The 24445-nt window shown below is 56.8% G+C and carries 21 protein-coding genes and 2 pseudogenes; 18 read left to right on the forward strand and 5 right to left on the reverse strand.

The features are described 5' to 3' along the window. Positions 1-157 precede the first annotated feature (157 nt). The 3 genes and pseudogenes from ACRESJ_RS12240 to ACRESJ_RS12250 all read right to left on the reverse strand — a co-directional run. Positions 158-471, reverse strand: a pseudogene (locus ACRESJ_RS12240) (hypothetical protein); the annotation flags it as partial. A 98-nt stretch (positions 472-569) separates the two neighbouring features. After that, the gene (locus ACRESJ_RS12245) at positions 570-1829 is read right to left on the reverse strand and encodes a type II toxin-antitoxin system HipA family toxin (RefSeq protein WP_431758120.1); all 1260 of its coding nucleotides are present in this window, start codon (positions 1827-1829) and stop codon (positions 570-572) included. Beyond that, positions 1822-2139, reverse strand: a complete 318-nt coding sequence (locus tag ACRESJ_RS12250; protein WP_431758121.1) for a helix-turn-helix domain-containing protein — start codon at positions 2137-2139, stop codon at positions 1822-1824. The genes ACRESJ_RS12245 and ACRESJ_RS12250 overlap by 8 nt, the downstream gene beginning before the upstream one ends. A 521-nt stretch (positions 2140-2660) precedes the next feature. On the opposite strand from ACRESJ_RS12250, the gene ACRESJ_RS12255 reads away from it, so the two are divergent. Beyond that, positions 2661-3095, forward strand: coding sequence for a hypothetical protein (locus tag ACRESJ_RS12255; RefSeq protein WP_431758122.1), 435 nt, complete (start codon positions 2661-2663; stop codon positions 3093-3095). A gap of 66 nt (positions 3096-3161) precedes the next feature. Then, complete coding sequence (locus ACRESJ_RS12260) at positions 3162-3977, forward strand: DUF1206 domain-containing protein (RefSeq protein ID WP_431758123.1); 816 nt, start codon at positions 3162-3164, stop codon at positions 3975-3977. 7 nt (positions 3978-3984) lie between these two features. Here ACRESJ_RS12260 and ACRESJ_RS12265 read toward each other — a convergent pair. After that, a pseudogene (locus ACRESJ_RS12265) lies at positions 3985-4122 on the reverse strand (NAD-dependent epimerase/dehydratase family protein); the annotation flags it as partial. A gap of 603 nt (positions 4123-4725) precedes the next feature. Here ACRESJ_RS12265 and rfaH point away from each other — a divergent pair. The 15 genes from rfaH to ACRESJ_RS12340 all read left to right on the forward strand — a co-directional run bounded on the left by rfaH (position 4726) and on the right by ACRESJ_RS12340 (position 22581). Beyond that, positions 4726-5259 (forward strand): transcription/translation regulatory transformer protein RfaH, encoded by a 534-nt coding sequence (gene rfaH, locus ACRESJ_RS12270; protein ID WP_431758124.1) that lies wholly within the window; start codon positions 4726-4728, stop codon positions 5257-5259. Between the two features lie 36 nt (positions 5260-5295). Then, on the forward strand, positions 5296-6456 hold the full coding sequence (locus ACRESJ_RS12275) for an outer membrane beta-barrel protein (RefSeq protein ID WP_431758125.1): 1161 nt from the start codon (positions 5296-5298) through the stop codon (positions 6454-6456). Positions 6457-6471: 15 nt separating this feature from the next. Beyond that, on the forward strand, positions 6472-7005 hold the full coding sequence (locus ACRESJ_RS12280; RefSeq protein WP_431758126.1) for a polysaccharide biosynthesis/export family protein: 534 nt from the start codon (positions 6472-6474) through the stop codon (positions 7003-7005). A 2-nt stretch (positions 7006-7007) separates the two neighbouring features. Beyond that, on the forward strand, positions 7008-9320 hold the full coding sequence (locus tag ACRESJ_RS12285) for a GumC family protein (protein WP_431758127.1): 2313 nt from the start codon (positions 7008-7010) through the stop codon (positions 9318-9320). Positions 9321-9481: 161 nt separating this feature from the next. After that, on the forward strand, positions 9482-10873 hold the full coding sequence (locus tag ACRESJ_RS12290) for an undecaprenyl-phosphate glucose phosphotransferase (RefSeq protein ID WP_431758128.1): 1392 nt from the start codon (positions 9482-9484) through the stop codon (positions 10871-10873). 40 nt (positions 10874-10913) lie between these two features. Continuing rightward, entirely contained in the window at positions 10914-12254 is a 1341-nt protein-coding gene (locus tag ACRESJ_RS12295; RefSeq protein WP_431758129.1) for a UDP-glucose dehydrogenase family protein, read from the forward strand. A 13-nt stretch (positions 12255-12267) separates the two neighbouring features. Next, positions 12268-12972 (forward strand): WecB/TagA/CpsF family glycosyltransferase, encoded by a 705-nt coding sequence (locus ACRESJ_RS12300; protein WP_431758130.1) that lies wholly within the window; start codon positions 12268-12270, stop codon positions 12970-12972. After that, complete coding sequence (locus ACRESJ_RS12305; RefSeq protein WP_431758131.1) at positions 12969-14054, forward strand: glycosyltransferase; 1086 nt, start codon at positions 12969-12971, stop codon at positions 14052-14054. The genes ACRESJ_RS12300 and ACRESJ_RS12305 overlap by 4 nt, the downstream gene beginning before the upstream one ends. Beyond that, entirely contained in the window at positions 14051-15163 is a 1113-nt protein-coding gene (locus tag ACRESJ_RS12310; RefSeq protein WP_431758132.1) for a glycosyltransferase, read from the forward strand. Before ACRESJ_RS12305 ends, ACRESJ_RS12310 begins: the two co-directional genes overlap by 4 nt. Beyond that, a complete protein-coding gene (locus ACRESJ_RS12315) occupies positions 15160-16485 on the forward strand; it encodes an O-antigen ligase family protein (protein ID WP_431758133.1) in 1326 nt (441 codons plus the stop codon). The genes ACRESJ_RS12310 and ACRESJ_RS12315 overlap by 4 nt, the downstream gene beginning before the upstream one ends. Before the next feature lie 15 nt (positions 16486-16500). Continuing rightward, positions 16501-17454 (forward strand): glycosyltransferase family 2 protein, encoded by a 954-nt coding sequence (locus ACRESJ_RS12320; RefSeq protein ID WP_431758134.1) that lies wholly within the window; start codon positions 16501-16503, stop codon positions 17452-17454. 13 nt (positions 17455-17467) lie between these two features. Continuing rightward, positions 17468-18886, forward strand: a complete 1419-nt coding sequence (locus tag ACRESJ_RS12325) for an oligosaccharide flippase family protein (RefSeq protein WP_431758135.1) — start codon at positions 17468-17470, stop codon at positions 18884-18886. A 28-nt stretch (positions 18887-18914) separates the two neighbouring features. Further along, complete coding sequence (gene galE, locus ACRESJ_RS12330) at positions 18915-19970, forward strand: UDP-glucose 4-epimerase GalE (protein WP_431758136.1); 1056 nt, start codon at positions 18915-18917, stop codon at positions 19968-19970. Positions 19971-19978: 8 nt separating this feature from the next. Then, on the forward strand, positions 19979-21448 hold the full coding sequence (locus tag ACRESJ_RS12335; RefSeq protein ID WP_431758137.1) for a family 16 glycosylhydrolase: 1470 nt from the start codon (positions 19979-19981) through the stop codon (positions 21446-21448). Between the two features lie 86 nt (positions 21449-21534). Further along, positions 21535-22581: an acyltransferase family protein gene (locus tag ACRESJ_RS12340; protein WP_431758138.1), complete on the forward strand. Its 1047-nt coding sequence runs from the start codon at positions 21535-21537 to the stop codon at positions 22579-22581. Positions 22582-23180: 599 nt separating this feature from the next. Here the strand turns inward: ACRESJ_RS12340 and ACRESJ_RS12345 are convergent. Beyond that, complete coding sequence (locus ACRESJ_RS12345; RefSeq protein ID WP_431758139.1) at positions 23181-23420, reverse strand: hypothetical protein; 240 nt, start codon at positions 23418-23420, stop codon at positions 23181-23183. A 257-nt stretch (positions 23421-23677) separates the two neighbouring features. On the opposite strand from ACRESJ_RS12345, the gene ACRESJ_RS12350 reads away from it, so the two are divergent. Continuing rightward, positions 23678-24442 (forward strand): substrate-binding periplasmic protein, encoded by a 765-nt coding sequence (locus ACRESJ_RS12350; RefSeq protein ID WP_431758140.1) that lies wholly within the window; start codon positions 23678-23680, stop codon positions 24440-24442. Positions 24443-24445 lie beyond the last annotated feature (3 nt).

A 24445-nucleotide genomic window follows, 5' to 3' on the forward strand; every position in this document is an offset into this window, starting at 1 on the left:
GCAGTGGAATTCTAGACGCGAATGCGTGTGAGGGGATTTGTGTCGTGCCAGGTGAACACCAAACAACGCAAACCTGTGGGAGCTGGCTTGCCAGCGAAGAGGCCAGCACATCCAACATCAATGTCACCAGAGACTCCGCCATCGCCAGCAAGCCGGCTCCTACAGGCATTACCCTCAATCCCCGGCCTGGGACAAAGGCCCGGCCACGTGCTCCAACGCTCGACGCTCTGCGGCCATTCCCCAGAACGCTTGCACCAGCGCCGCCACACCCATCAGCGCAGCGCCTATCTTTCAGCGCGCCGGACACCGAGCCCGCCAGGGTCACTTCCAGGCCGTCGAGCAACCAGGTGATGCCAAGGGCGAGCACCAGCAGTGAGTGAAAGCGCCCCACGGCAAGCGGTCCAGACGTGCTGGAAGATCCGTTTCGAAGATCGCGCCGGGCTCGCGGCCATGCAGCTGTTGGTGGGTCATCGTCACATTAATGCCGAGTGCAGTGTCATGTGAGATAGGAATGAGCCCGGGATCTGGAGTTCAAAATTCCGCGGTGGGTGCGCAGGTATCGCCAAGCGTTAGCGCAGCAGGCCGATGTTCTCGTCGATTCGGCGTTGAATGGTATCTAGAGTGTCTTGGGTAATCACACCTGGGAACAGGTTCTCGGCAATGGCCGCAAACTGGCTGGCGACGTTGCAGATTCTGTCAATGAGATCGCCAGCAGCCTCCACCGAGACCTCGGCTTCTTCTGCAAGCCTGAGCAACGCATCTCGGTGAATTTCCAGGGCCTCGCCCATCACGTCCATCTGGTGATATCCGCCCGGCCCTTCACAAAAAGTCACGTCGTAGGCCGGCGCCAACTGCCATGCACCGGACGGCAACATGACGTAGGCAAAGTTTTTGGGGTGGTCGTCTCGGTTGTTGAACGCGACGTTGAAGACGGCACGCTCATAAGCGACTGCTTTCTCTCGCACATCGTTGCTGCACATCTGTGTAGCGCGCAAGAAGTTGACATAGTCCAATGCCCCCGGTGACTGGTAGTCAGCGCCGGTAAAGGCTGCAAGGCTTTGCATGGGCACTCGCTGACCGTCCAGACGATCGAAACGTTTACTCGCGAAGGCTGCCTGGCCATTGGGCAAACTGAAATATTGCGTGTCCGGGGTCTGGATACCGCACTTGCGCAAGCACTCGGCATAGACCATTTCGATAGCACATACCTCGGGATGTTCTTCTTTTGCCGGGAACTTGATCAGCCAGGCTTCAAAGCCAGATTTGGCGGCAGTGGTGAAGGCTCCGGTTTGAGGGTCACGATAGACCAGCGCCTTGGGTCGGGCGCCTTGAGGCGAGCCCCCCACCAACATCAACGTCTGAAGGAACTCCCCACCCTCTCCATTGAGAACGTCCTTGATCTCAGCCGCAAGCAGCTCAAGGGAAATATGCGCTTGCGGCTTCTGGGCCTCGGGCGCTACGGGCACGAACGACATTGCCCCCATGGCATTGTTGCCAATATAGGCCAGTCGCTCCAACGGTCCGACACGTGCCGGGTTGAGGCCACGGCGCTTGAACAATCGGTCCATCAGCAACATGCCCCAACCGTCAGGCAATGAGTCATAGACAGGCCCTGGCAAACCCAACTGGTGGGACGGAAAATCTCGGCGTAACTGGGGCCCCTTCAATGGCAGTGTGTAGGACGACAGCTCCAGGCCTCTACTTTTAGCCTCATTGCTGAACTCAAACACAATTTGCGGGCGACCGCTGATGGCAGTCGTAGAAACAAGCGTGCCCCACAACCATCGCTGCCCCCACCCATCGAAGTAGACCTCAACTTGCTCAAGCACCGTCGGATTTCCTCTTGATTCGTTGACGATTGACGCTGTCCTCGTAGCGGCGAATGTCTTCAAGGCTGTCCAGCTTGGGCATGAACAGATCCTCAAACTCCCGGGTTCGTCCAAGGACCATGGCCACCCGAACCACATTCTCGAACCCTACGTTGCGCCCGGCTTCGAGGTTGGACACGGTATTGGTCCCGATTCCCGCGCGAGCGGCAACCTCGGCTTGAGTCATCTGTTGAGCCAGGCGCTCCAGGCGCAGGCGATCGCAAACTCGCTTGACGATCTCACTTGGCTTGCTGAAGCTTAAATCCAACATATCGGCCCTTAACCATCCAGTCTGCACTCAATACCCAAAATAATAGAATTAAGCTTCTTCAAGCCTTGAAGCCACGTAATTCTCATATTCTGTGCTTTATCTTTAAAATCACCACATAACCAACAATATACTGGAGTTAAATTACTTCGAGAAGCTTTCCCTTTTGATGAGAACTCGCGATGCAGGGAGTCGGCCATTCGGCGCAGCACCTGTAGGAGCTGTCGAGTGCAACGAGGCTGCGATCTTTTGATTTTCAAAAGCAAGGTCAAAAGATCGCAGCCTGCGGCAGCTCCTACAGAAGAATGCGTTCACTCACTTTCTGTCAGAGCGCAGCACCTGTAGGAGCTGTCGAGTGCAACGAGGCTGCGATCTTTTGATTATCAAAAGCAAGATCAAAAGATCGCAGCCTGCGGCAGCTCCTACACAGATTGGCTGCGGCCCAACATCCTTTTCCCATAGAGGCTATTGGCCTCCACGGATGAGCTACCATAGCTTGACCGTAGTTTTTTTCGGAGAAGATTATGCATCGATTGGTGAAGCCGTCGGATTATGTTCTTCAGACTGTGATGGAAAAAATGGTTTATATGCTGCCTTGGGAACGACGGCATTGTCCGGGAAACCCTACCGATGAACCCGAGCAAGGCGCGCTTCTTTATAACAAGTACATTCTGGAATTCATGCTCGGCGTAACGCCGCAATCACCACACGAACGAATCATTGAAATAGTCCAGTGGTGTCTGGCCGCAGCTGGAGAGCCTGCAAGGGCATTGGCCGATGATTTGTCGGCGGCCTACCTCAATCGATACAGCTTTTTGCTTGCTGACCTTTCTAAATACGATGATGAGTCGAAAGAATTCCGGGGACACCTGGCGCTCTGGCCTGGCGAAATTAAAACGATTCCAGCGAACCTGGTGATGGCTTTGCGAGCCCGGGCCGCAGGTCTTTTGTACTATTGACGCCTTCAATCGAACCCCCGCGCAACAGTCAGGTCTGCTCCTTTAAACGCGCGGGAGTTTGTCGTTATGTCCACTCAACGGAGCCTTGTCGTACTCGCTCGGGGCGGATATGCCGCTCGAGGCGTTCTGTATCTGATCATCGGTGTCTTCGCGCTACTGGCGGCCCTCGACTCGACCAAACCCAAGGACAGTCACAGGAGCCTGGAAGCACTGTTAAGCCAGCCATTCGGTTATGTTCTGGTTGCACTGGTGGTCGCAGGTCTATTCGCCTTCGCCGGATGGCGAATGTTGCAAGCAATACGCGACGTTGATCATCACGGTAAAAAAATTAAAGGATTGGTTATTCGTGCAGGTTTGTTGGCCGCAGGCATCGTCAATGGTGCATTGGCAGTTTTTGCCTTGAGTCTGCTCATTGGCGGCATCAAAAGATCGGGCAATTCCGAAGGTGCGCAAACCAAGGATTTGCTGGCGCACCTTCTATCCTGGGACCACTCGAATCTACTGGTGTACCTCATCGCACTCGTACCGCTTGGCGTCGGCATCGCCCATATCATCAAGGGATGGAAGGCGTCGTTCGAAAAATATTTTGAAGCGGACGAAGACGTCATGCAGTACGTGCGTCCGGTGTCGCGGCTCGGTCTTATAGCCCGTGGAATCGTCTTTATCGAAATCGCCCTGTTACTGATATTCAGTGGCTCGAATTACAAAGCCCTGAATCCACCGGGCATGAAGGACGCACTCGTTGCTCTGCAGAACCTGCCGGCTGGAGGCATGGTTCTGATGGTGATGGCCTTCGGGTTGATCGCCTTTTCGGTTTACAGCTTTGCCCAAGCCGCTTGGCGAAAGATAAACATGGATTTACCGGACATGCCGAGCCCGTAGCTCCGGCCAAGAGACTCATACTGAGCTCAACGCTGTAGTAATCGTTAAGGTTGTCGATACCGACGACTTCAACACCGTCGTGGCACAGGCGTTTTACCGTGTGATGCCCGATGAAGCCTGCAGCGCCTGTCACAAGAACGGTCATGGTGTGCTGCTTCATTACCCAACCGAAGGCAATTAGTTATAGTCTTGCCGAAGATGGGATCCACATTCCTATCAAGTCCCCCATTCTGGCTGAACGTATCACTTAGTTCTTCAATGAGGAGGACTATTGACAGTCTGGAAAGTTTTATCCGCCCGACGAGATAATAAAAACTAGAAAAAACAAGTAGTTGATTAATACCGTTCGTCCTTTTGGATAGAAGGCACGTTTTTTGACGAAGAACGATTGACAGGCTGTCGAGGGTAGTCAATAACTACACGGGTTGAATGAAAAAGGGCTCGGACGCCACTTGTTCGTTAGCCACTTTTTCTAAGGCGTCTAACTAACGTACCAACTCCCAGGCCTGCCACGTAGACCGTGCGGTAGCTTTGCCTGGGATAAAATGCCTAAGACTTATATCAATTACGCTGTCAGAAATAACGAAAACTCAAGAACACTGCTTCACCAGGGTAACACTAAGTGATTCAGATCTGACACAGCCCTACGTAATATTAAAAAGAATAACAACACTGCCTGACTTGAACTTCATGGCTTCTGAAGAGCCGCTGCCTGCTTAAACTTTCGATCATTACGGAGTTTATCAGCATGCCCGGATTATATTCTGAACGGTCTCAGTGGTACCTGTTGCAATGCAAGCCTCACCAGGATGACCGTGCACACGTCAACCTGCTTCAACAAAACTATGTTGTTTTCCATCCTCAGCTTATGAGCGAACGCGTGATTCGCGGTAGACCGCAAAGTGTGCGCGAATCCCTCTTCCCTGGATATTTGTTTATCCATCTTGGCGGTAACGACAACTGGTCGCCCATACGGTCCACCCGTGGCGTCAGTCGTATCGTCGAATTCAATCATGGTCCTGCAACGGTGTCCGAGGATGTCATCGAGCATTTGCGTGGGCGCTGTGAAATACCGGAATCGCAAAATAACGAGCCCCTCAAGCCGGGCGAACAATTGAACATCGTTCGAGGGCCACTGTCGTCCCTGGAGGGTGTTTTTCTATCGTCCCAAGGATCTGAGCGCGTCGTGATCCTGCTGCAGTTTTTAAATCGAGATCAAACCATTTGCGTGCCATTAAGTGATCTCGAACGCCAGCATCCCTCATTGCAGATAAATAATTAACCATCTGAACCTGGATGCTTTGCCGGGAGCTATGACATGGTTTTGAAATCACGCTGCCCTTTTGCACTCATCATGGCCTCTCTCTACCCTGGGATGGCCTGGAGTATCGATCCGGCGCCCATAGAAATATATGGGTTCGATTTCACCCCGTCCTTGATAGTGGCAGAAAGTTATGACGATAACTTTCGGGAAGTGGAAAACAATCCACAGTCCTCGATGGTGACCAAGATAGTGCCGAACTTCGAACTCAAGGCCGAAGATCGAAACAGCGCCACCCGACTGATCTGGCAGCCCAGCCGCTACATTTATCACGACGAGTCTGATGCGTCCTACACCGGACAACGGGTGCGGGCGGACAGCATCATGGAATTCACCGACCGCCATCGCCTGAAACTCGAAGCCGAATACAGGAAGTACGAGCGCACGGAATCGACAGCCGTCGAAGGCATCAATGACAAGCTCAACAATAAACGGGTGAATGGTCTGTACACCTATGGCGCCAAAAGTGCTGACAACCAGATCGATTTCGGGGCCAGTTACGCAGAGCTAAGGTCCGACAACTCCGACGGAATCAACGATGACAAAGAGCGCAATACCACGGGAGTGACGAGCACCTGGTACCACCGCCTCGGCAGCAATACCCGCAGCATTCTGGAATACGACCACACCAAATTTGATTACCTGCAATCCGACAGCACCCGCAGCAGCACCTCCAATGCCGTGCTGGCCGGTGCCGTATGGGACATCACCGCCCGCACCACCGGCAAGGTGCGCATCGGTTATGAGAAAAAAGACTTCGACAACAGCCAATCCAAAGACCTCGACAATCCCACCTGGCAAGTGGACATGCAATGGAAACCACGGACCTATTCAACCTTTACCTTCGTCGCCCGCCAGGCCCTGGCCGAAGGTGATGACGGCGCCGATGCCGTCAAGTCCACCTTCACCCAGGTCGGTTGGCGCCATGGCTGGACCGAACGCGTCACCACGGTGGCGCAAGCCGGATACGGTCGCTACGTCTACGAAGGTCAAAACCGAACCGACAACCTTCAGGACTACAACCTGGCCGTGATCTACGAGATGCGTCGATGGCTGGATATCGAACTCGGCTATCGCTACCGCGATAACGACTCTGATGCCGACGATGAAAGTTTCACCCGCAACATCTTCCAGTTGAGTTTCAACGTAAGCCTTTAAGCAGAGGGTTTGGACATGAACGCGAAAACTCTGGGCCTGTTGCTCGCTCTGGGGTTGCTTCCCAATGCGCATGCCGCGGATCCCGGCAACCAATACAAACTGGCTGCTGGCGATGTCTTGCGCATCATCGTGTTTGGCGAGCCGGAGTTGAGCATGAAAAAAATTCGTCTCAGCGATGCCGGCACTTTTTCCTACCCCTTCCTGGGTGAGATTTCCGCCAAGGGACTCACCCCCGGGCAAGTGGAAAAGATCATCGTCGATGGGCTCAAGCAGGGTTACCTGATCGACCCGAAAGTCAGCCTGAGCCAGATCGAATACCGTTCGTTCTACATCAATGGCGAAATACACAAACCCGGCAGCTATCCCTTCGTACCCGGTTTGACACTGGAGAAAGCCATTGCCTTGGGCGGTGGCTTGACCGAACGAGCCTCGATCAAACGCGTGACCATCGTACGCGGTGATGGCAGCGCGACGCTGACCGATGAGGTACAGCGGACCACCACGATTGCCCCCGGCGACACCATTTCCATTGCACAAGGGTTCTTCTGATCATGGACAACAGCCCTAGCACCTACGTTGAACGTCCCCTTCAAACGCATGTATATCAACAGTACAGCGAAGACAAGGACACCATTGACCTGCTCAAACTCTGGAGAGTGATATGGCGCGCCAAGTGGAACATCGCATGGTTCGTGCTGGGGTGCTGTGCGCTTGCGGCTATTGTGGTCTCGTCCATTACGCCGCAATACATCGGCAGCACCACATTGCTGTTCAACGATAAAACGCCGCCGCTGATGTCCTTCCAGCAGGTCAAGGATTCGGGCAGCAACGCCACCGATTACTTGCAAACACAACAAGCGCTCCTGCAATCGCGGGACCTTGCCGAACGAGCAGTAAAAAAACTCGGCCTGACGACTAACCCGATCACCGACCCGCGCCAGCAACCCAAGCCTTGGTTCACGCCGCGCAAATGGCTGGCCGATCTTGAGCTCGATCAATGGATTCCAGGACTTGGCAGGTACATACCGGTAGAGGAGGCGCCGACTGAAGAAGACGTCTTCAATCAGGTCACGCAAAACCTCATGCTGCACACCAGCGTCAAGTTCATTGGCAAGAGCCAATTGCTCGAAATCGAGGTGGAGCTACCGGACCCTGAATTGGCGGCGGCGGCGGCTAACGCGCTCGCCCAAGGCTTTACGGACAGCCAGCTGGACACCAGCGAGAAGTCCTCGCAAACCACCACTGCGTGGATGAACATTCGCCTGGTCAAGCTGCGCGACAACCTGCGGGCGGCCGAGAAGAAACTTCAGGGATATCGTGAAGAGCAAGGTCTGGTCGACGTCGGAGGCGTCGCCACCATCAGTGCCAACGAACTGGAAATGACGGGCAACCGCATGGTCGACGCCCGTCGTAATCGCGCTGAAGCAGAGAGCCAATACCGCCAGGCGAAGGCGTTGAGCAACGGCGATCTGAGCCGGCTTTCCAGCGTGCCTGCGGTATTGAGCAATCCTTTGGTCCAGCAATTTCAGGCGGACAGGGCCAAGGCCCAGGCCAAGGTCGATGAGCTGTCCGGCCGCTACGGGGCGAAACACCCTAGCCTGATTTCCGCCCAGTCCGAACTGAAAGCCGCCACCACCAGCCTGCAACTGCAGGTGCAACAGGTGGTGGCCGGTATCGAACGGCAATACCAGCTCGCCTCGGCCAGCGAAGCCTCGTTACGCCAGTCCTTCAACAGCAACAAGGCGCAGATCCAGGACATTGCTCGCAAGGAGTTCCAGTTGCGCGAATTCCAGCGTGAGGTCGACAGCACCCGCGCGCTCTATGAAACCTTCGTCACCCGCTTGAAGGAAACCGCCGCGACCTCCGACATGGACTCCACCAAAGTACGCATCGTCGACCCGGCCATCGTCCCGATAGAAGCCAGCAAGCCCCGCAAAACGTTGATTGTCGCCATTGTCGGGCTGGTCGCGACCGTAGTCGGGATTGCGTTGGCGTTGCTCTTCGAAAGCCTGAGCAACACCTTCAAAACCGACGAGACGATCGAAAGCGCGCTTAACGTTCCTCTGCTCAGCGTCATACCGTTGGTGATGAAGAAAAACCGCCGGCAATTGGCGCGACTGTTCGAGGACAACGACAACCCGCGTTTTTCCGAGACCATCCGCAATCTGCGCACCTGGCTGATGTTGCAAAGCAGTGATATGCCGTCGCAGGTGGTTCTGGTGACCTCGACCGTCGCCGGCGAGGGTAAAAGTACCATTGCCAACAATCTGGCCAGTTCGCTCACGTCCCTGGAGCGTGTGCTGCTGATCGATGCTGACATGCGCCAGCCTACCCTTTCGTCAAACTTCGATTTTCCGCCGGAAAGCCCAGGCCTGGCCAATGTCATTGCCGGCACCGCCAGGCTCGAAGACTGCATCGTTTCGGTGGGTAATCTGGACATGCTGCTGGCCGGCAAAGTCATGCCGCCTTCGCTGGATCTGTTTGCCGCGCCGCTTCTGCCTTCCCCCGCTGACTCACTCAACCCGCCGCGCCAGCCTCCGCCGCAGGATCTGCTCAGCTCACCGCGCATGGCGCGCATGCTTGAGGTGCTCAAGTCGCGGTACCGGCACATCATCATTGACTCACCACCGGCGGAAATGATCAGCGACGCACTGTTGCTGGCCAGGCATTCGGATGCGGTGATCTACGTGGTCAAGGCTGACAGCACGCCGATCAGCCAAGTGCAAAAAGGCATTGCCATGTTGCAACAGAGCCATGTGCCGGTGTTCGGCACCGTGCTCAACCAGGTCGACATGCGCAAGGCGCGCAAGTACGGCTATCTCCACTCCAAGACGTTATATAACTACGACTTCGCGCCTCGCTAAGGCGCGCAGGTAGCCTCTGCCGCTACACAACATACGTCATCACAACACGCTGCTTCACCTCTGCCTGCTTCACCTCTACCGAGCTTTGAAAAAGCGCCCGGGGGCCGCGCTTTGGCTGTCACAAAAGCGCTGACGTTTACTTCTGCAATGAGGTCGAGCCCATGACACCGCTCTATACCGCTCACATGACACACCGCCGAGGCCTGACGTTCTGGGGGCAATGGTTGTGTGCGATGACGCTGGCCATCTCGCTGTTGATGCTGCTCGTTTATTGGCGCGTAGGCAGCCTGACCAGTGAATACCGCATTCTGATAATTCTGACGGTGCTCGGTTCGGTGCCGATCTACAGCGTGATGCACGTTTACCACAAGCGCCATGGTTTGCTGGTGGGGCTCGGCAGATTGCTGGCCGGTTGGTTGATTCTGCTGGCCGTGCTGGCAGCCATTGCCTTCTTCACCCAGACCAGTGTGATTTATTCGCGCCAGGTGATCATGGTCTGGGCGGTGCTGGGTTTCGTGGTCCAGGCCGCAAGTTATCTGCCCCTGCATTACTTCGCCAGGCTACATGCCCGGATGGTCTGCAACGAACGCCGTTCGGTGATCATCGGCACCTGCCCGACCGCCAAGGAGCTGGCAAAAAAGCTTTCCAGGTCTGACCGTCCGCTGGTGTTGGGATTTATCGCCGCAGAGGAAGAGAGCGGCCCGGCCCCCAGCATCCTGCCGCTGCTCGGCCATGTCGACTCGATCCGCGAAATCATCACCCGCCTGGAGGTGCGCCGCGTCTACATCGTCCTGACCATGTCCCATGCCGCCACCATCGAAGCGCTGTATATCGACCTTCTGGACATGAACGTCGACGTGGTGTGGATCCCGGACTTCGGCAGCATGGTGCTGCTCAATCATTCGATCTCGGAAATCGAGCGGATGCCGGCCATCTACCTCAACGAAAGCCTGATCAGCTCACACCCCGCCAGCCTGTTTTGCAAAGACCTGTTCGAACGCAGCCTGGCCGCCATGGCGATCATGCTGCTCAGTCCATTGCTGGTGGTGGTGGCGGCCGCCGTCAAGCTCACGTCTTCCGGTCCGGTACTGTTCAAGCAGAACCGTCACGGTTGCAACGGTGAAGTCATCACGGTCTGGAAATTTCGTTCCATGCGCGTCCACGACGACAGCGACGTGCGTCAGGCCACGCGGGAAGACGATCGCGTCACACCCCTTGGACGCTTCCTGCGGCGCAGTTCCATCGACGAATTGCCACAACTGTTCAACGTCTTGTTCGGCCACATGGCCCTGGTCGGCCCTCGCCCCCATGCCGTCACCCACAACATTTACTACACCGGAAAAGTGCGCGCCTACATGGCTCGCCATCGCCTCAAGCCGGGCATTACCGGTTTGGCCCAGATCACAGGGCATCGTGGCGAAACCGAGACGGTGGAAAAAATGCAGCTACGCGTCGCCCAGGACCTCAACTACATCAACCAATGGTCGCTGTGGCTCGACATCAAGATCCTGATCAAGACCCCCTTCACGTTGTTCTCCAAAAACATCTACTGATGCCCTGCCCTTTGCGGTTATGACGATCCGAGGATTGAACATGAATGTGAGCGTATTCGGTATTGGATATGTAGGCCTCGTCCAGGGCGCCGCACTGGCGGAGGTCGGCCACAACGTGCTCTGCGTCGACGTCGACGCTGCCAGGGTGGAGGCGCTGAAGGAAGGCACGTTGCCCATCTATGAACCCGGCCTGGACAGCCTCGTGCGCGACAACTACCAGAGTGGGCGATTGCAGTTCGGCACGGACTTGCCCCGCGCAGTTCAGCACGGCGATGTACTGTTGATCGCCGTCGGCACGCCCCCTGACGAAGACGGCTCGGCAGACCTCAAATACGTGTTGAGCGTGGCGCAAACCATCGCGCAGAACATGGATCGCCACCACGTCATCGTCGACAAATCCACCGTGCCGGTGGGCACCGGCGATCGGGTGCGTGCGTGCATTGCGCAGGTGCTGGCCGACAACGGTCGCTGCGACCTGACGTTCGATGTGGTCTCCAATCCGGAATTTCTAAAGGAAGGCTGCGCAGTGGAAGACTGCATGCGCCCCGACCGGATCATCATCGGCACCGACAGTGCCCACGCCGAAGAACTGATGCGCGAACTGTACGAACCGTTCAATCGCAACCGCGAAAAAATCATCGTCATGGACATTCGCAGTGCCGAGCTGACCAAGTACGCCGCCAACTGCATGCTGGCCACCAAAATCAGCTTCATGAACGAAATGGCCTGCCTCGCGGAAAAACTCGGCGCCGATATCGAGAAGGTGCGCCATGGCATCGGCTCCGATCCACGCATCGGTTATCAGTTCATCTACCCCGGCCTTGGCTATGGCGGTTCGTGCTTCCCCAAAGACGTGCGGGCACTGATACAGGCCGCCACCAACGTCGACTTCGACGCCCGGGTGCTCAAGGCCGTCGAGACGCGCAACTGCGAACAGAAAACCAGCCTGTACAGCAAGATTTTCAGTCATTTCAACGGTGCCCTTCGCGGCAAGACGTTTGCCTTGTGGGGTTTGAGTTTCAAACCTGACACCGACGACATGCGCGAAGCCCCCAGCCGGGTATTGATGGAAGCCTTGTGGCAGGCCGGCGCCAGCGTCCAGGCATTCGACCCCAAGGCCATGGAAGAGGCCCAGCGCATTTATGGTTCGCGCGATGACCTGACACTGGCGGGCACCAAGGAAGCGGCCCTGAAAAATGCCGACGCACTGATCATCGTCACCGAGTGGCAGTCCTTTCGCGCACCGGATTTCGACCTGCTCGGCGCCCAGCTCAAGCAACCACTGATTTTTGATGGACGCAATCTGTTCGATCCCCAGCGCATGGGCAAACGCGGCTTTACCTACATCTCCATGGGCCGACAGACCCACTCGGTCCTTTGACAGGAGTCGCGCCATGTTCACGTTGGAACTCGTCGGGCATTACTCACCGAAGTTACTGGAAGCCAACCAGGCCTATTCCTTCATCAACTTTGCGTCCATCGGCAGTTTTTTCGAGCAGGCTCCAAGCACCGTCGCGTTTTTTTGCGACGGCATGCTGATGTCGACGTTCATGTCCCGCGTCACCGGCCGTACGATCGGCCGCGTCAGCTTCGACTTCACGTCCATTGCCGACCAGGTACTGGGCAGCGCCGAGCAACAGGGCAAGCGCGTGTATTTCGTGGGAGCCCGGCAAAGTGAACTGGAGCTGTTCGTCTCCAAGATCAACACACTCTATCCACGGCTAACCATCGCCGGTTATCACAACGGCTACTTCGATGCATCACAGGTCGAGGACATTCGGGCCGACATCAGCCGCAGCAAAGCGAACATTTTGATCGTAGGCCTGGGTGCAGGACGGCAAGAGCAGTTTGTGCAGGATGCGTTGCGCGCAGGCTTCGGCGGTGTCGCCTTCACCTGTGGCGGGTTCATTCGCCAGGAAGCCATGGCCACGCGGCAATACTACCCGCCGCTGGTCAATCGCCTGCATCTGCGCGCTTTTTATCGAATGTATCGCGAACCCCATACGATCAAACGCTACCTCATCGACTACCCAGGCAACTTCTTGCAGCTGTTGGTGATGCTCGCCAGGCATCAAGTCGCCATCAGGGTTGGGGAATGACCATGCACATCCTGTTTATCTTGAAGGATTTCAAGTCGGGCGGCGGCGTCGAGCGCGTTCAGCAACGCTTGTCCGAACAGTTTCTCAAAGACGGCCGGCGTGTGAGTTTCTTCGTCATGAACGGCGACATCCCCGACACCGAAGGCATTCAACACCTCAACGGCGGCGGAAGCGGCATCGTCGGTCTGCTCAAGTCCATCGTACTGTTGCGCCGACTCATTCGCCGTGAGGGTGTCACCCACCTCATCTCCGCCAAGGAGCAGGCCAACCTCTGTAGCTGGTTCGCCACTTTGGGCAGTGGCTGTAAAGTCATCTACAGCCGCCACGCGACACTCGATTGCAATGAGCAGAAAACCGGCCCCTCAAGCCTGCGATTGCTCTACGCCTTGTACCTCTGTGGCGGCGGCAAAGTCGTAACGGTATCCACTGCCCTGCGCCAGACCCTTGTGGATTTACTGCCCTGGGGCCAGCAGCGAATTCGTTATTGCCCCAACGCTGTCGTCACCGAGCAGCTGCTGCAAGCCTCCCAGGCCCCGCTGCCCGCCGGGCTTCCCGACGATTACTGGTTGAGCCTGGGCCGTTTGGTCGAACCCAAGGGGTTTGACCTGTTACTCGATGCCTACGCATTGGCGTTGCGCAGCGAAGCGTTGCCGGATCTGCTGATCGTCGGCGACGGCCCCCTGCGCGACACGCTGACCTCTCAGGCATGCCGTCTGGGCATTGCACAACGGGTTCATTTCACGGGTTTCCTGAGTAACCCCTATCCCCTGCTCAAGCACGCGCGACTGTTCATCCTCAGTTCAGTGCATGAAGGCATGCCCACCGTGCTGATCGAGGCGTTGGCGCTGGGTACGCCAGTGCTGGCTTGCGACTGCGAGACCGGGCCCAGGGAACTGCTGGACAACGGCCGGCTTGGCCAACTGGTCAACGTCAACGATGTACCGGCGCTGGCGGGTGGAATGCTGCAAAGCCTGGCACCAGAGGGTCGCAGTGCACCCAGCAAAAAGATGGTCACCGAGGCCCTCCACCCGTACACCAGCCAGTACGCCGCGCAGGCTTACTACCAGGTATGGAATCAATGAAAAAGTTGCTGATTATCCTGCATGACCTCAACGCGGGCGGGGCCGAGAAAATGATGATGCGCCTCGCGGGCGCCCTGGTGGACGCGGGCAATGACGTGACATTGTTGATGCTCACCGGTGGCGGCATCCATGCCCGGCAACTCGACTCGCGAGTAAAAATGGTTGAGTTGCAAAGTCCGCGCAGCGCCCGTGCGGTGCCGGCACTTGCGCGATTCCTGCGGGCCAATCGCTTCGATGCGCAACTGGCTGCCCTCACCCACGTCAACGTGGTGGCGATCGCCGCCGCAACACTGTCAGGGACATTGGCACGGCTGCACGTCAGCGAGCGCAACGCGTTTTCCTACGACAAGTACGTCAATCGCCAGCTCATGGTGCGGGTCGCCTACCTGGTGGCACCGCTGCTGTATCGGCTCATTCCCAATCCGGTGATCTGCGTTTCACGGGGCGTTGCCCAGGACCTGGTCAGCACCACGATTGCGCGACGCCGGGATGTCACCGTTGCCGACAACCCGGTCCTGGACAACGACTTTCGCGACAAACAGCCCGGGTTGCCGAGTCACCCCTGGCTGCTGCAAAAATCCGCGCCGGTGATTGTCGCCGTGGGTCGCCTGGCCCCGCAAAAAGGCTTCGACACCTTGATCGCGGCCTTCGCCGCGATACCGGATCCTGACGTTCGCTTGATCATTTTTGGCGAAGGCGCGCTCAGGCCTCAATTGCAAGACCTAGCCCAGACGTTGGGCGTGGCGGATCGGTTTGACTTGCCAGGCTACGCCAGCGACCCCATGGCAGAAGTGGCCGCCGCCGATTGCTTTGTACTGTCGTCACGTTTCGAGGGCAGCCCCAACGCGCTGGTAGAAGCCTTGTCCACGGGAACGCCGGTGGTCTCGACCCGCTGCCCCCATGGCCCGCAAGACATTCTCGTGGGTGGAATCGTTGCCCCGCTCGTGGCCGTCGACGACCCGATCGCCCTGGCGCAAGCGATTACCCAGCAGCTCTCCACACCGCGAAGTCTACAGCGCCAATCCCGAATCGATGCTGCCGCGCGATTCATGAATGCCAGCGCAGTCGAAACCTATCTGGCCGCGTTGCTCGGGAGACCATCGCCATGAGCACTCTGCAGATCCGATATTCCACGCTACGCGACGCATTCACCCTGTTCGGCGTGCTGTTCTACATCCAGGTGATCGCGTTTTTCCTCGGGCTGGGTGGCGTCACCAGTTTCGACGACATCGATAAAGACCTCGCAGGCAACGTCAGCAATCAAATATGCGGTCTGATCACCCTGCTGGTGCCGCTCTACTTCTTCATCCGCAACAAGGTGTTCCTCAGCAAAAGCTTTTACCGGGGCAATTTCTTTTTGTTGGTGTTCCTGTTCTTTGTCGCTGCGTCGATCAGTTGGTCCCACGACCCGATGTTGAGTCTCAAGCGGTTTATCGCGCTGATCAGCGTGGTGTTCTTCGCCGGTTTCATTGCCTATAACTACAGTCTCGAAAAAATCACCTTCATGCTCGGTTGTGCCATCGGCGCCGCAGCGCTGATCGGGCTGATCGTCGCCCTGCTCATGCCCAGTGTCGCCTTCATTGCCGGCGGCATTCGCGAAGGTGCATTCAGGGGGATCTTTGCCGAAAAGAATGCCGGCGCACGGCTCAACGCCATCGCCATCCTGCTGTTGTTGCCGATGATCCGCCAACGCAACCGCTGGGCCGTGTTCTGTTCGTTTTTTTCGCTGATCGCCGTAATCCTCGCCCAGTCGGCGACCGGTGTGGCGTTGATTGTTTCCGGCACGGTGAGCTACTGGTATTTCCTCACGCTGATCCGTTTGCGCCTCAACCGCTCGCAGTGGCTGTTTTTCGGTTGCACGGTGGTATTCCTGCTGGTTTGCCTGTTGCTGTACAACCATCTTGCGTGGCTGCTGGAAATGGCCGGACGCGATCCATCGCTCACGGACCGCACGATGATCTGGGAACTGCTCGCGCCTTTCGTCGACCGACAATGGCTTAACGGTTACGGCTTTGGCGCGTTCTGGGCCAGTCCCGACGCCAATGCTTTCATCACTCGCTGGGGCTACATCGGCAACGCCCACAGCGGCTACATGGAGACGCTGCTCAACGGCGGCGTTATCCAGTTGATTGCGCTGGTGTTGCTGTTGGGTGAAGCGCTGCTCAAACAATACCGCGCCGTGACGGCGAACCACGCGGCACAGTTTCGCGCCAGCGCCCTGGTGATCATTGGCTTGTTCGTGGTCACCAATTACGTGGCGTATGTGATTCCCAACTACCGCTCCGCCGAGTTCCTGGTGTTCTGCACCCTGGCCCTGTCCTTTCGGCGCCGTTACGCGATTGCCTCCGAGCCATCCCCCGATCTATCCACGGCATCCCTGCGTCAGCGTCCGTCTGACGGGGAATTGCCGCGCCATTCAGCCAAGGCGTAACAAAAGGAGAAACCCGTGTCCGACCAAGCCCAAGCTTTATCCCCTACCGTGTGCGTCGTGATTCCGATGTACAACGGCGCCGACAGCATTGAGCAAACACTGGCGTCCCTGGTCGCGCAAACCCGACTGCCCGATCACGTCATCGTCGTCGACGATGGGTCTACCGATGACGGCCCCCAACGGGTCAAGGACTTCGCGGCGCCGTTTCGCCTGACGTTGTTGCATCAAGCCAATGAAGGCCAGGCCAGCGCCCGTAACCACGGAATGCGCCACTCCCAGGAAACGTTCGTGGCGATGCTCGATGCCGATGACCAATTTCGCCCGCAAAAGCTGGAGCTGCAACTGGCGCTGTATGAAGAACTCACCCGTCAGGGAAAGTCGGTGGGACTGATCGATTGCTATACGCAGGTCAATTACAGCGATGGCAGGCGGCAACTGGACAACTACCTCAAGAGAGGCATGCATTTCTACGATTTCATCCATGCCAACGTGGTCAATGGCGTATCCACCGCCCTGGTCAAACGCGATGTGATCATGCAACTGGGCGGCTTCGATGCCAGCCTGCGCTACTCCGAAGACCGCTACATGTGGACCCGGATCGCCGAACACTGGGAGGTCCACACCGTGCCACAGGTGTTGCTGGAGCGCACGGTCAACGGCGGCAACATGACCGCGCAACCGAAAAAGTACTACCAGAACAAGATCAGGTTCATCGAGGTGTATCTGGAGCGCTATGGCGCTCAGCTCAACAAGCAGCAGCGGATCGATTTCGTGCTGGGCAACCACACCGACTTTCTCAATGCCTTTTCCCGACGTGGCGAGCATGTCGAGGTGCTTGATGTGTACCGGCGCATGCTGGAGTGTTCCTGGCAAACGCTGATCTTCGCCCACGGCAAACCGACCTTGCGCTACCTCTATGCCCGCCTCAGGACATTGCGCGAGGCCGCTGCGTCGACCACTGCTCATTGAACGGGCGAGCGCCATGGCCAATCACCGTCTGGTTACATTGATCTGGATCTTCACCGAGAAATTCGGCCTGATCTTCCTGTCGATGATCACGTTTGTCGCCTATGCGCGGTTGCTGTCGCCTGCGGAGCTGGGTGTGGGCACGGTGATCATCGCCATCGTCGAGTTGATTGGCCTGGTGTATTCATCGGTTCTGGAAGACCCGCTGGTACGACTCGAACGTCTGGAAGAAAAACACATCGCCACTGCCTTCTGGGCCTCGGTACTCATCAGTCTGGTCTCCATCGTGGTCATCTCGTGCGTGGCCATCGTTTACACGTCCGACCCGGTGCTGCAATGGATGACGGCAGTGGCCTCGGTGAAAATCCTGTTCACCATGATGGCGCGGGTCTATGTGGCGCAAATGCGCCGAAGCGGCAACTTCAGAATGCTGGCGTCGCGTACTTTACTGGGCAAGGTGTGTGGCGGCATCGGCGGTATCGCTGTCGCGCTGTGGGGACTTGGCGCCTGGGCAGTCATTGCCCAGGCGCTGATCATGGAGTTGGTGTCCATCATTGTGTTGATGCGCGCAGACCCGCGACGCATGGCGTTCAATATTGACGGCCCGTTCTTGCGCGAACTGTTGAAGGCCGGAACACCGGTGGCCATCAACGCCCTGAGTTCCCAGACGCTACAGCGCGGTGTCAATGTGGTCCTGGGCATGACGGCCGGCGCCAACGCGGTCGGCATGTTCAACATGGCGATGCGCATCATCGAGCTGCCGCGTACAGCGATCTACAACGGCCTGCTGAGCTATGCCCTGCCGGTGTTCGCCCGACGCAGCGCCGACCCGTCACGGTTGCGTGCGATCCTCGGCGATTCGACCGCCATCAGCGGTTTCCTGCTGACGCCCCTGTTCATCGGTATCGCACTCACGGCACACGACCTGATCCTGCTGATTTTCGGCGCCAAATGGTCCGACGCCATTCCCATGTTGCAAGTGCTGGCGTGCACGGCAGCCATCGGCAACACCGCCATGTACGCCACGACCGCGCTGATCGCGGTCAATCGCAGCTACCTGACCATCAAGGCGGAAGTGGCAACCACGCTGCTGGCACTGACGCTGGTTTACTGCTTCGGCAGCCTCTATGGCGGTATCGCCGCCGCCCTGGCCCTGTTGATCCGGATGTCGATCATCACGCCACTGCAAGTCCACGGGTTGAACAACGCAATCGGCTACGGCTGGCGCCTGTTCATCGATACCAACTATCGCAGCGTGGTTGCCTCGCTCGTCATGGCAGCGATCGTCCTGACCGTTTCTTCCCGATTGGATGTTCAAGGCTACCTGCACCTGATCTGCTGCATCGTGGTTGGCGCGCTGAGCTATGCCGTGGCGTATAGCGTCATGCACCCGCGCTGGCCGCAAGAATTCAAATCGGTTTTCACCGCTCGCTGAATTCAATCCCGAAAAGGAAACCCTCACCATGCGCAAGACTACGCTGATCACTGGCGGGGCCGGCTACATTGGCTCCCATACCGCCCTGGCGCTGATTAACGCCGGACACCACGTGCTGGTACTCGACAACCTGTGCAACAGTTGTCGCGAGTGCATCACGCGTCTTGAGCAATTGACCGACACCCATGTCGATTTCATTAACGGCGATATGTGCGACCCGATCTTGCTCGACGGGATTTTCAGCCGTTACGACATCGATTCGGTGGTGCATTTCGCCAGTCTCAAATCCGTGGAGGAAAGCGTTCGCAAGCCGCTGGACTATTACGCCAACAACGTCGCCGGGACATTGAACCTGTGCAAGGTGATGGCGGCCCATGAGGTGTTCAAACTGGTGTTCAGCTCCTCGGCCACGGTGTATGGCGATCCCGCCCAGACCCCGATACTGGAAGACTTCGGCACCGGCAAACCGGTTAATCCCTACGGTCGCACCAAGCTCATGATCGAGGAATTGCTCACCGATCTGTGCCATTCCGACCCACGCTGGAGCATTGCGTTGTTGCGCTACTTCAACCCGATTGGCGCCCATGAAAGCGGGATGATCGGAGAAGACCCCAAGGGCCGTCCCAACAACCTGTTGCCGTGCCTGACGCAGGTGGCGATCGGCCGAATTCCCGAACTCACGGTCTTTGGCAGCGACTATCCCACCGTGGATGGCACCTGCGTGCGCGATTACATACATGTGGTCGACCTTGCCAATGGTCACCTCGCGGCCTTGCAAGTGATGCAGCACCACAGCGGCATCAACTCCTGGAACCTTGGCACCGGCATCGGCTACAGCGTGCTGCAGATCATCCACAGTTTCGAGGACATCACCGGCATCACCATTCCCTACCGCTTCGCCCCGCGCCGCCTCGGTGATATCGCCAAGTGCTGGGCCGACCCCAGCAAGGCAGGCCGTGAATTGGGGTGGAGTGCACAACGCGGCCTGGAACAGATGATCACGGATACCTGGCGCTGGCAGTCGTCTAATCCGCAGGGTTATCAGTCCTCAATCGAAACTCCGGCAAGGGTTGCGGTCAAGTGATGCCGCGAATGAGCAAATGCCTGCTGCTGTGTGTGTTGATGGTGGCGTTTGGTTGTGACGCTGCGCAGGCGCCGTCGCAGCCACCCGCCACAGGTCTGGTGCTGTGGCTGGACGGGGCCGATGCTTCGACGATGACTATCGATGCGCAGCAAGGCATTGCGCGCTGGAAAGACAAATCCGGTCAGTCCAATGACGCCACGGCAGACGATGCCGCCACGCAGCCACAGCGCGTGGCAAACGCCTTGAATGGTCATTCGGTTGTGCGGTTCAGTAACGTTTCGGGATTTCTCGGCAAAACGATCCGCGCGTCCAAAGGTCCTGTGACGGTTTTGATCGTCTCCCGACGATTACCCGATCAAGCGAAAGTCGATCCCTGGCAGCGGCTGCTCAGTTCACGACCCAATACCGCCACCAACGATAACGTGCTGCCGAATTTCGCCATCAGCCTGCAACAGGCCACTGCGTATGAGCCAACCGTTTCCGTCCTGGAGCTTTTTGATGTGCCGATCGGTCCCTATGCCATCGGGCGCAATGTCGTCGGCAATTCCGATAACTTCCGTGGCGACATCGCAGAAGTGCTGGTGTATGACCGACCGTTTGCTTCCCTTGCAGAGCGTCAGCATGCGTTTGGGTACCTGGCGCAGAAGTGGTCGATTGCAATTCCCGTACTGGCCGATACATGGACCCGTGTCGGGCCACTGGGCGCATTACCGACCAGTACCAACGCCAATCTGCCGCTGTCGGACCAGGCCAATGTCGGTCGATGGACGCTCAACGCGAAGCTGTCCGACGACTTCAATGGCACCACCCTCGACCTTGGGCGCTGGCACGTCAACAACGGCATCGGGAACGAATCGCTCGGACGCAAACCGGCGCTGTTCACACCGAACAACGCCAGCGTCGGCAATGGCAACCTGAACATCGTCTTTCGCAAGGAAACCCTGGCGCAGAAATACGTCAAGCTCGGTTTCAAGGACTACACATCCGCCATGGTCCGAACCCTTGAACGCGGCTTCTACGGGTATTACGAAGCACGTGCCAAACCCATGAACTCCGCAGGCTCCAGCGCATTCTGGCTGGCGTGGACGGGCATGGCTGACAATGCGACTGAAATCGACATCTTTGAAATCGGCGGCAAAACCAAAAACGCTGCCTTCGACCGCAGCTACAACATGAACGCCCACCTGTGGGCCACGCCGCAAAGCACCGAACATATCGCCGACGGCAGCGTCTGGATCAGCCCCTGGCGTCTGGCGGACGACTTTCACGTCTACGGCTTCGACTGGCAGCCCGACACCTTGCGCTGGTACGTCGATGGCGTGCTGGTCAGGGAGTCGAAGAACAAGCACTTCTTCTTCCCCATGCAAATCATCTTTGACAGTGAAGCCATGTGGCAATGGTTCGGCGTCGTCGACGATGCCGATCTGCCGTCTACCTTCAGCGTCGACTACGTGAAGATGTGGCAACGCAGTCAATAGGGGCCACACCAAGCCGCCCGAGACAGATTTCAATCGGCAAGGTTGTCAGTTTTCGATTAGCGCCAACGAGTATGGAGCGCATAAACGTGATCAAACGCCGGCTGAACGAATTGGACTTGCTGCGCTTTTTGGCTGCGATTGCCGTAGTGTTTTTTCACTATGCTTTTCGTGGTTATGCCAAGGGCGACATGTCTGCGATGCCCTACCCGCTATTGGCCGAACCTGCCAAATACGGTTATCTGGGCGTCGAACTGTTTTTCATGATCAGCGGCTTCGTCATTCTGATGACCGCTTCGAACAATAATCTGAAAAAGTTCTTCATCTCCCGCGCCATCCGCCTCTACCCGGCTTTCTGGGCGTGCTGCACCCTCACGTTTGTCATCACTCTGTTCATCGGACAACCCAGGTTTACAGCTGACTTTTATCAATACATCGTCAACATGACATTACTCAGCGAGTTTGTGGGCGTCGCGCCCATAGACGGCGTTTACTGGTCTTTATTTGTAGAAATAAAGTTCTACCTGATGATATCGATCCTGTTGGGTTTCAAGAAAATTGAAAAGATCGAGACGTGCCTTGTGTTCTGGCTGCTGATTTCTGCAACGGCAGAAGTACTCGGTTTTGAAAAGCTGCGCTCGATTCTAATCACCGACTACGCGTGTTACTTCATTGCAGGTGCAACGTTCTACATCATATGGACCAAGGGTTTTACAAAAACGCGAGTGCTCTTGCTGGCGGGATCATTGGCGCTGGCCTGCTACACGGCAGTCGTTTGGGCCGAACTGATCGAAACCAAATACGCCACCGAATACAATCCGTTGATCGTCTGTAGCCTGATCGTCCTGTTCTACATGACGTTTTATTTGATCGCGATGAACAAGACAGGCGTCATCGGGCAAATGAACTGGACAACCATTGGTGCGATCACCTACCCACTTTATTTATTGCATCAGATGATCGGGTTCATGATCTTCAACGTTGCTTACCCGGGCATCAATTCACACCTGCTGCTGTGGGGCACAATCGCTTTGATGATAGAAGCGTCTTATCTCATCCACAAAAAAGTCGAAGTGCCCGTTTCCGGTTTTGTTAAAAGGCTACTTTCAGCATCGTTTAACCGTGTCAGAAGCTGAAAGGGATCCAGTATACGAAATCTGTATTCGCCGAAGATCAACTGTGGGAGCGGACCTGCGGGCGATGGCGTCGTGTCAGGCGACACTGATGTTGGATTTGATGGCCTCATCGCTGGCAAGCCAGCTCCCACAGTGGATCTGCTGTTAACACGAAATTTGTGCACGACAATGATCAAACTGTAGGAGCCGGCTTGCTGGCGAAAGCTGAGTGTCAGGCAATGGAGATGTCGCCTGACACGGCCCCATCGCTGGCAAGCCAGCTCCCACATTTGAAAACTGCACCAAAATCACTGTGGGAGCGAGCCTGCTCGCGATGGGGTCGGCACATCCAACATCTTTGTTGATTGACACACCGCTTTCGCTAGCAGGCTAGCTCCCACAGTTGGACTGGGTGCGGTCGTGAGAGTCAGATTGGCTGTGAGGCCGCCATCGCTGGCAAGCCAGCTCCCACAGTAGGTCGGCGGTGATCGGAAATTTTGTGTACGAATACGATCAACCTGTGGGAGCGGGCTTGCTCGCGAAGGCGTCGTGTCAGGCAACATGGGTAGTGAAGGTGCCGACCTCATCGCTGGCAAGCCAGCTCCTCCAAATGGGCATTGCTATAGGGAAGCTACGGACTCGCGCTCTGAAATCATCCTTTGCAGCCGTTCCTGATTGAGCTGTATGCAAGCATTTTCGGCTTCGGCCCGCGCTTGATAGACAATCTTCAGGCGCATCTTTTCTTCGTTGTCGTAGACGTTGAAACCGATCGGAGCGGTTTCGCAGTAGTAGCGCACTCCGCTGCGCACAGTTCCTGTTTCTGTCGGGATTGCAGGGACAACGACGAATCTCAAAATCATATTCAGGCCCTCTCCATTTCCCTTAATGTTTAGCGGCTGTTTGCCATCATGGCAAGGAACGAATATCGATTTCCGATGAGGAGCACGTACGATCGCAGAGGCCGCCTCATCTGAAAATTTCAGGCTTTGAGGCTGTAGTCAGAGACTTTATTGACTTGAGATGGTATCAACGACGCAAAGACGCCCGCTTGTAGAAAAGGACTTACCACGGAATGTGGCCACACGTTTTACCGACCCTTCTGACGTGTACACTCCAGATGCTTGCAGCGAACGCCGTCATCGCACAGCAGGCGCACGAGACATTGACGATCATGGTGGAGGATGCTGCAGCACCCTGGTCCCACAGCGACGGCACAGGTTACGCCAACGATGTGGTGGTCGCCGCCTTCAAGGAGATGGGGGTGGAGGCGCACCTGAGAGTCGTCCCCTACTCACGCTGCAAGTACATGGTGCTGAGCGGCCAGGTTGTCGCCTGTTTCAACATGAGCTGGCAGTCGGATTTCGAGGGCAAGATCAAGTTGGCGGCGCGACCGATCTTCAAAGTCAGCAACGACCTGTTTGAACCTGTCAAAGCCCCCTTGCCGAAACCGCCGGATGGCAAGTGCGTCTTGCCGCCTGGCACCGTCGTTGGCATCACCCGGGATTTCGAATACTCAGCACAGATCATGGCACTGCAGAGCTCAGGGGTCATCTTCGAGAATTCCCTCTCGGATTTGACAAGCCTGCAAAAACTCGCCGCCCAACGCTTTCAGGCCGCGGTGGTCATGAGCAATGACATCGAGGCAAGGAATCAGAAAGCCAGGCAGTCGGGTACGGAGGACACCGTGCGCTTTGCCTTCAATTGCGGCGTGCAAAACTCCTTCATCGGCTTCAGCCTTTCTCATCCAGACGGAGTGCGAGCGCTCAAGCTGTATGACGAGGGCTATCAACGCCTCGAAGCCAACGGCACGATCAAGAAGATTTACGTGCGCTGGTTTCCTTCACCGCCTGATGACTCCGCAAGAAGCAATACCAGGCAATGACCG

The organism is Pseudomonas sp. (genome assembly GCF_050739655.1).
Lineage (GTDB): Bacteria > Pseudomonadota > Gammaproteobacteria > Pseudomonadales > Pseudomonadaceae > Aquipseudomonas.

What these genes read in the sequence shown, in the direction of transcription:
- ACRESJ_RS12250 (WP_431758121.1), bottom strand. Translation starts at nt 2,139, where the DNA reads ATGTTGGATTTAAGCTTCAGCAAGCCAAGTGAGATCGTCAAGCGAGTT.
- ACRESJ_RS12255 (WP_431758122.1), top strand. Translation starts at nt 2,661, where the DNA reads ATGCATCGATTGGTGAAGCCGTCGGATTATGTTCTTCAGACTGTGATG.
- ACRESJ_RS12260 (WP_431758123.1), top strand. Translation starts at nt 3,162, where the DNA reads ATGTCCACTCAACGGAGCCTTGTCGTACTCGCTCGGGGCGGATATGCC.
- rfaH (WP_431758124.1), top strand. Translation starts at nt 4,726, where the DNA reads ATGCCCGGATTATATTCTGAACGGTCTCAGTGGTACCTGTTGCAATGC.
- ACRESJ_RS12275 (WP_431758125.1), top strand. Translation starts at nt 5,296, where the DNA reads ATGGTTTTGAAATCACGCTGCCCTTTTGCACTCATCATGGCCTCTCTC.
- ACRESJ_RS12280 (WP_431758126.1), top strand. Translation starts at nt 6,472, where the DNA reads ATGAACGCGAAAACTCTGGGCCTGTTGCTCGCTCTGGGGTTGCTTCCC.
- ACRESJ_RS12285 (WP_431758127.1), top strand. Translation starts at nt 7,008, where the DNA reads ATGGACAACAGCCCTAGCACCTACGTTGAACGTCCCCTTCAAACGCAT.
- ACRESJ_RS12290 (WP_431758128.1), top strand. Translation starts at nt 9,482, where the DNA reads ATGACACCGCTCTATACCGCTCACATGACACACCGCCGAGGCCTGACG.
- ACRESJ_RS12295 (WP_431758129.1), top strand. Translation starts at nt 10,914, where the DNA reads ATGAATGTGAGCGTATTCGGTATTGGATATGTAGGCCTCGTCCAGGGC.
- ACRESJ_RS12300 (WP_431758130.1), top strand. Translation starts at nt 12,268, where the DNA reads ATGTTCACGTTGGAACTCGTCGGGCATTACTCACCGAAGTTACTGGAA.
- ACRESJ_RS12305 (WP_431758131.1), top strand. Translation starts at nt 12,969, where the DNA reads ATGACCATGCACATCCTGTTTATCTTGAAGGATTTCAAGTCGGGCGGC.
- ACRESJ_RS12310 (WP_431758132.1), top strand. Translation starts at nt 14,051, where the DNA reads ATGAAAAAGTTGCTGATTATCCTGCATGACCTCAACGCGGGCGGGGCC.
- ACRESJ_RS12315 (WP_431758133.1), top strand. Translation starts at nt 15,160, where the DNA reads ATGAGCACTCTGCAGATCCGATATTCCACGCTACGCGACGCATTCACC.
- ACRESJ_RS12325 (WP_431758135.1), top strand. Translation starts at nt 17,468, where the DNA reads ATGGCCAATCACCGTCTGGTTACATTGATCTGGATCTTCACCGAGAAA.
- galE (WP_431758136.1), top strand. Translation starts at nt 18,915, where the DNA reads ATGCGCAAGACTACGCTGATCACTGGCGGGGCCGGCTACATTGGCTCC.
- ACRESJ_RS12335 (WP_431758137.1), top strand. Translation starts at nt 19,979, where the DNA reads ATGAGCAAATGCCTGCTGCTGTGTGTGTTGATGGTGGCGTTTGGTTGT.
- ACRESJ_RS12345 (WP_431758139.1), bottom strand. Translation starts at nt 23,420, where the DNA reads ATGATTTTGAGATTCGTCGTTGTCCCTGCAATCCCGACAGAAACAGGA.
- ACRESJ_RS12350 (WP_431758140.1), top strand. Translation starts at nt 23,678, where the DNA reads ATGCTTGCAGCGAACGCCGTCATCGCACAGCAGGCGCACGAGACATTG.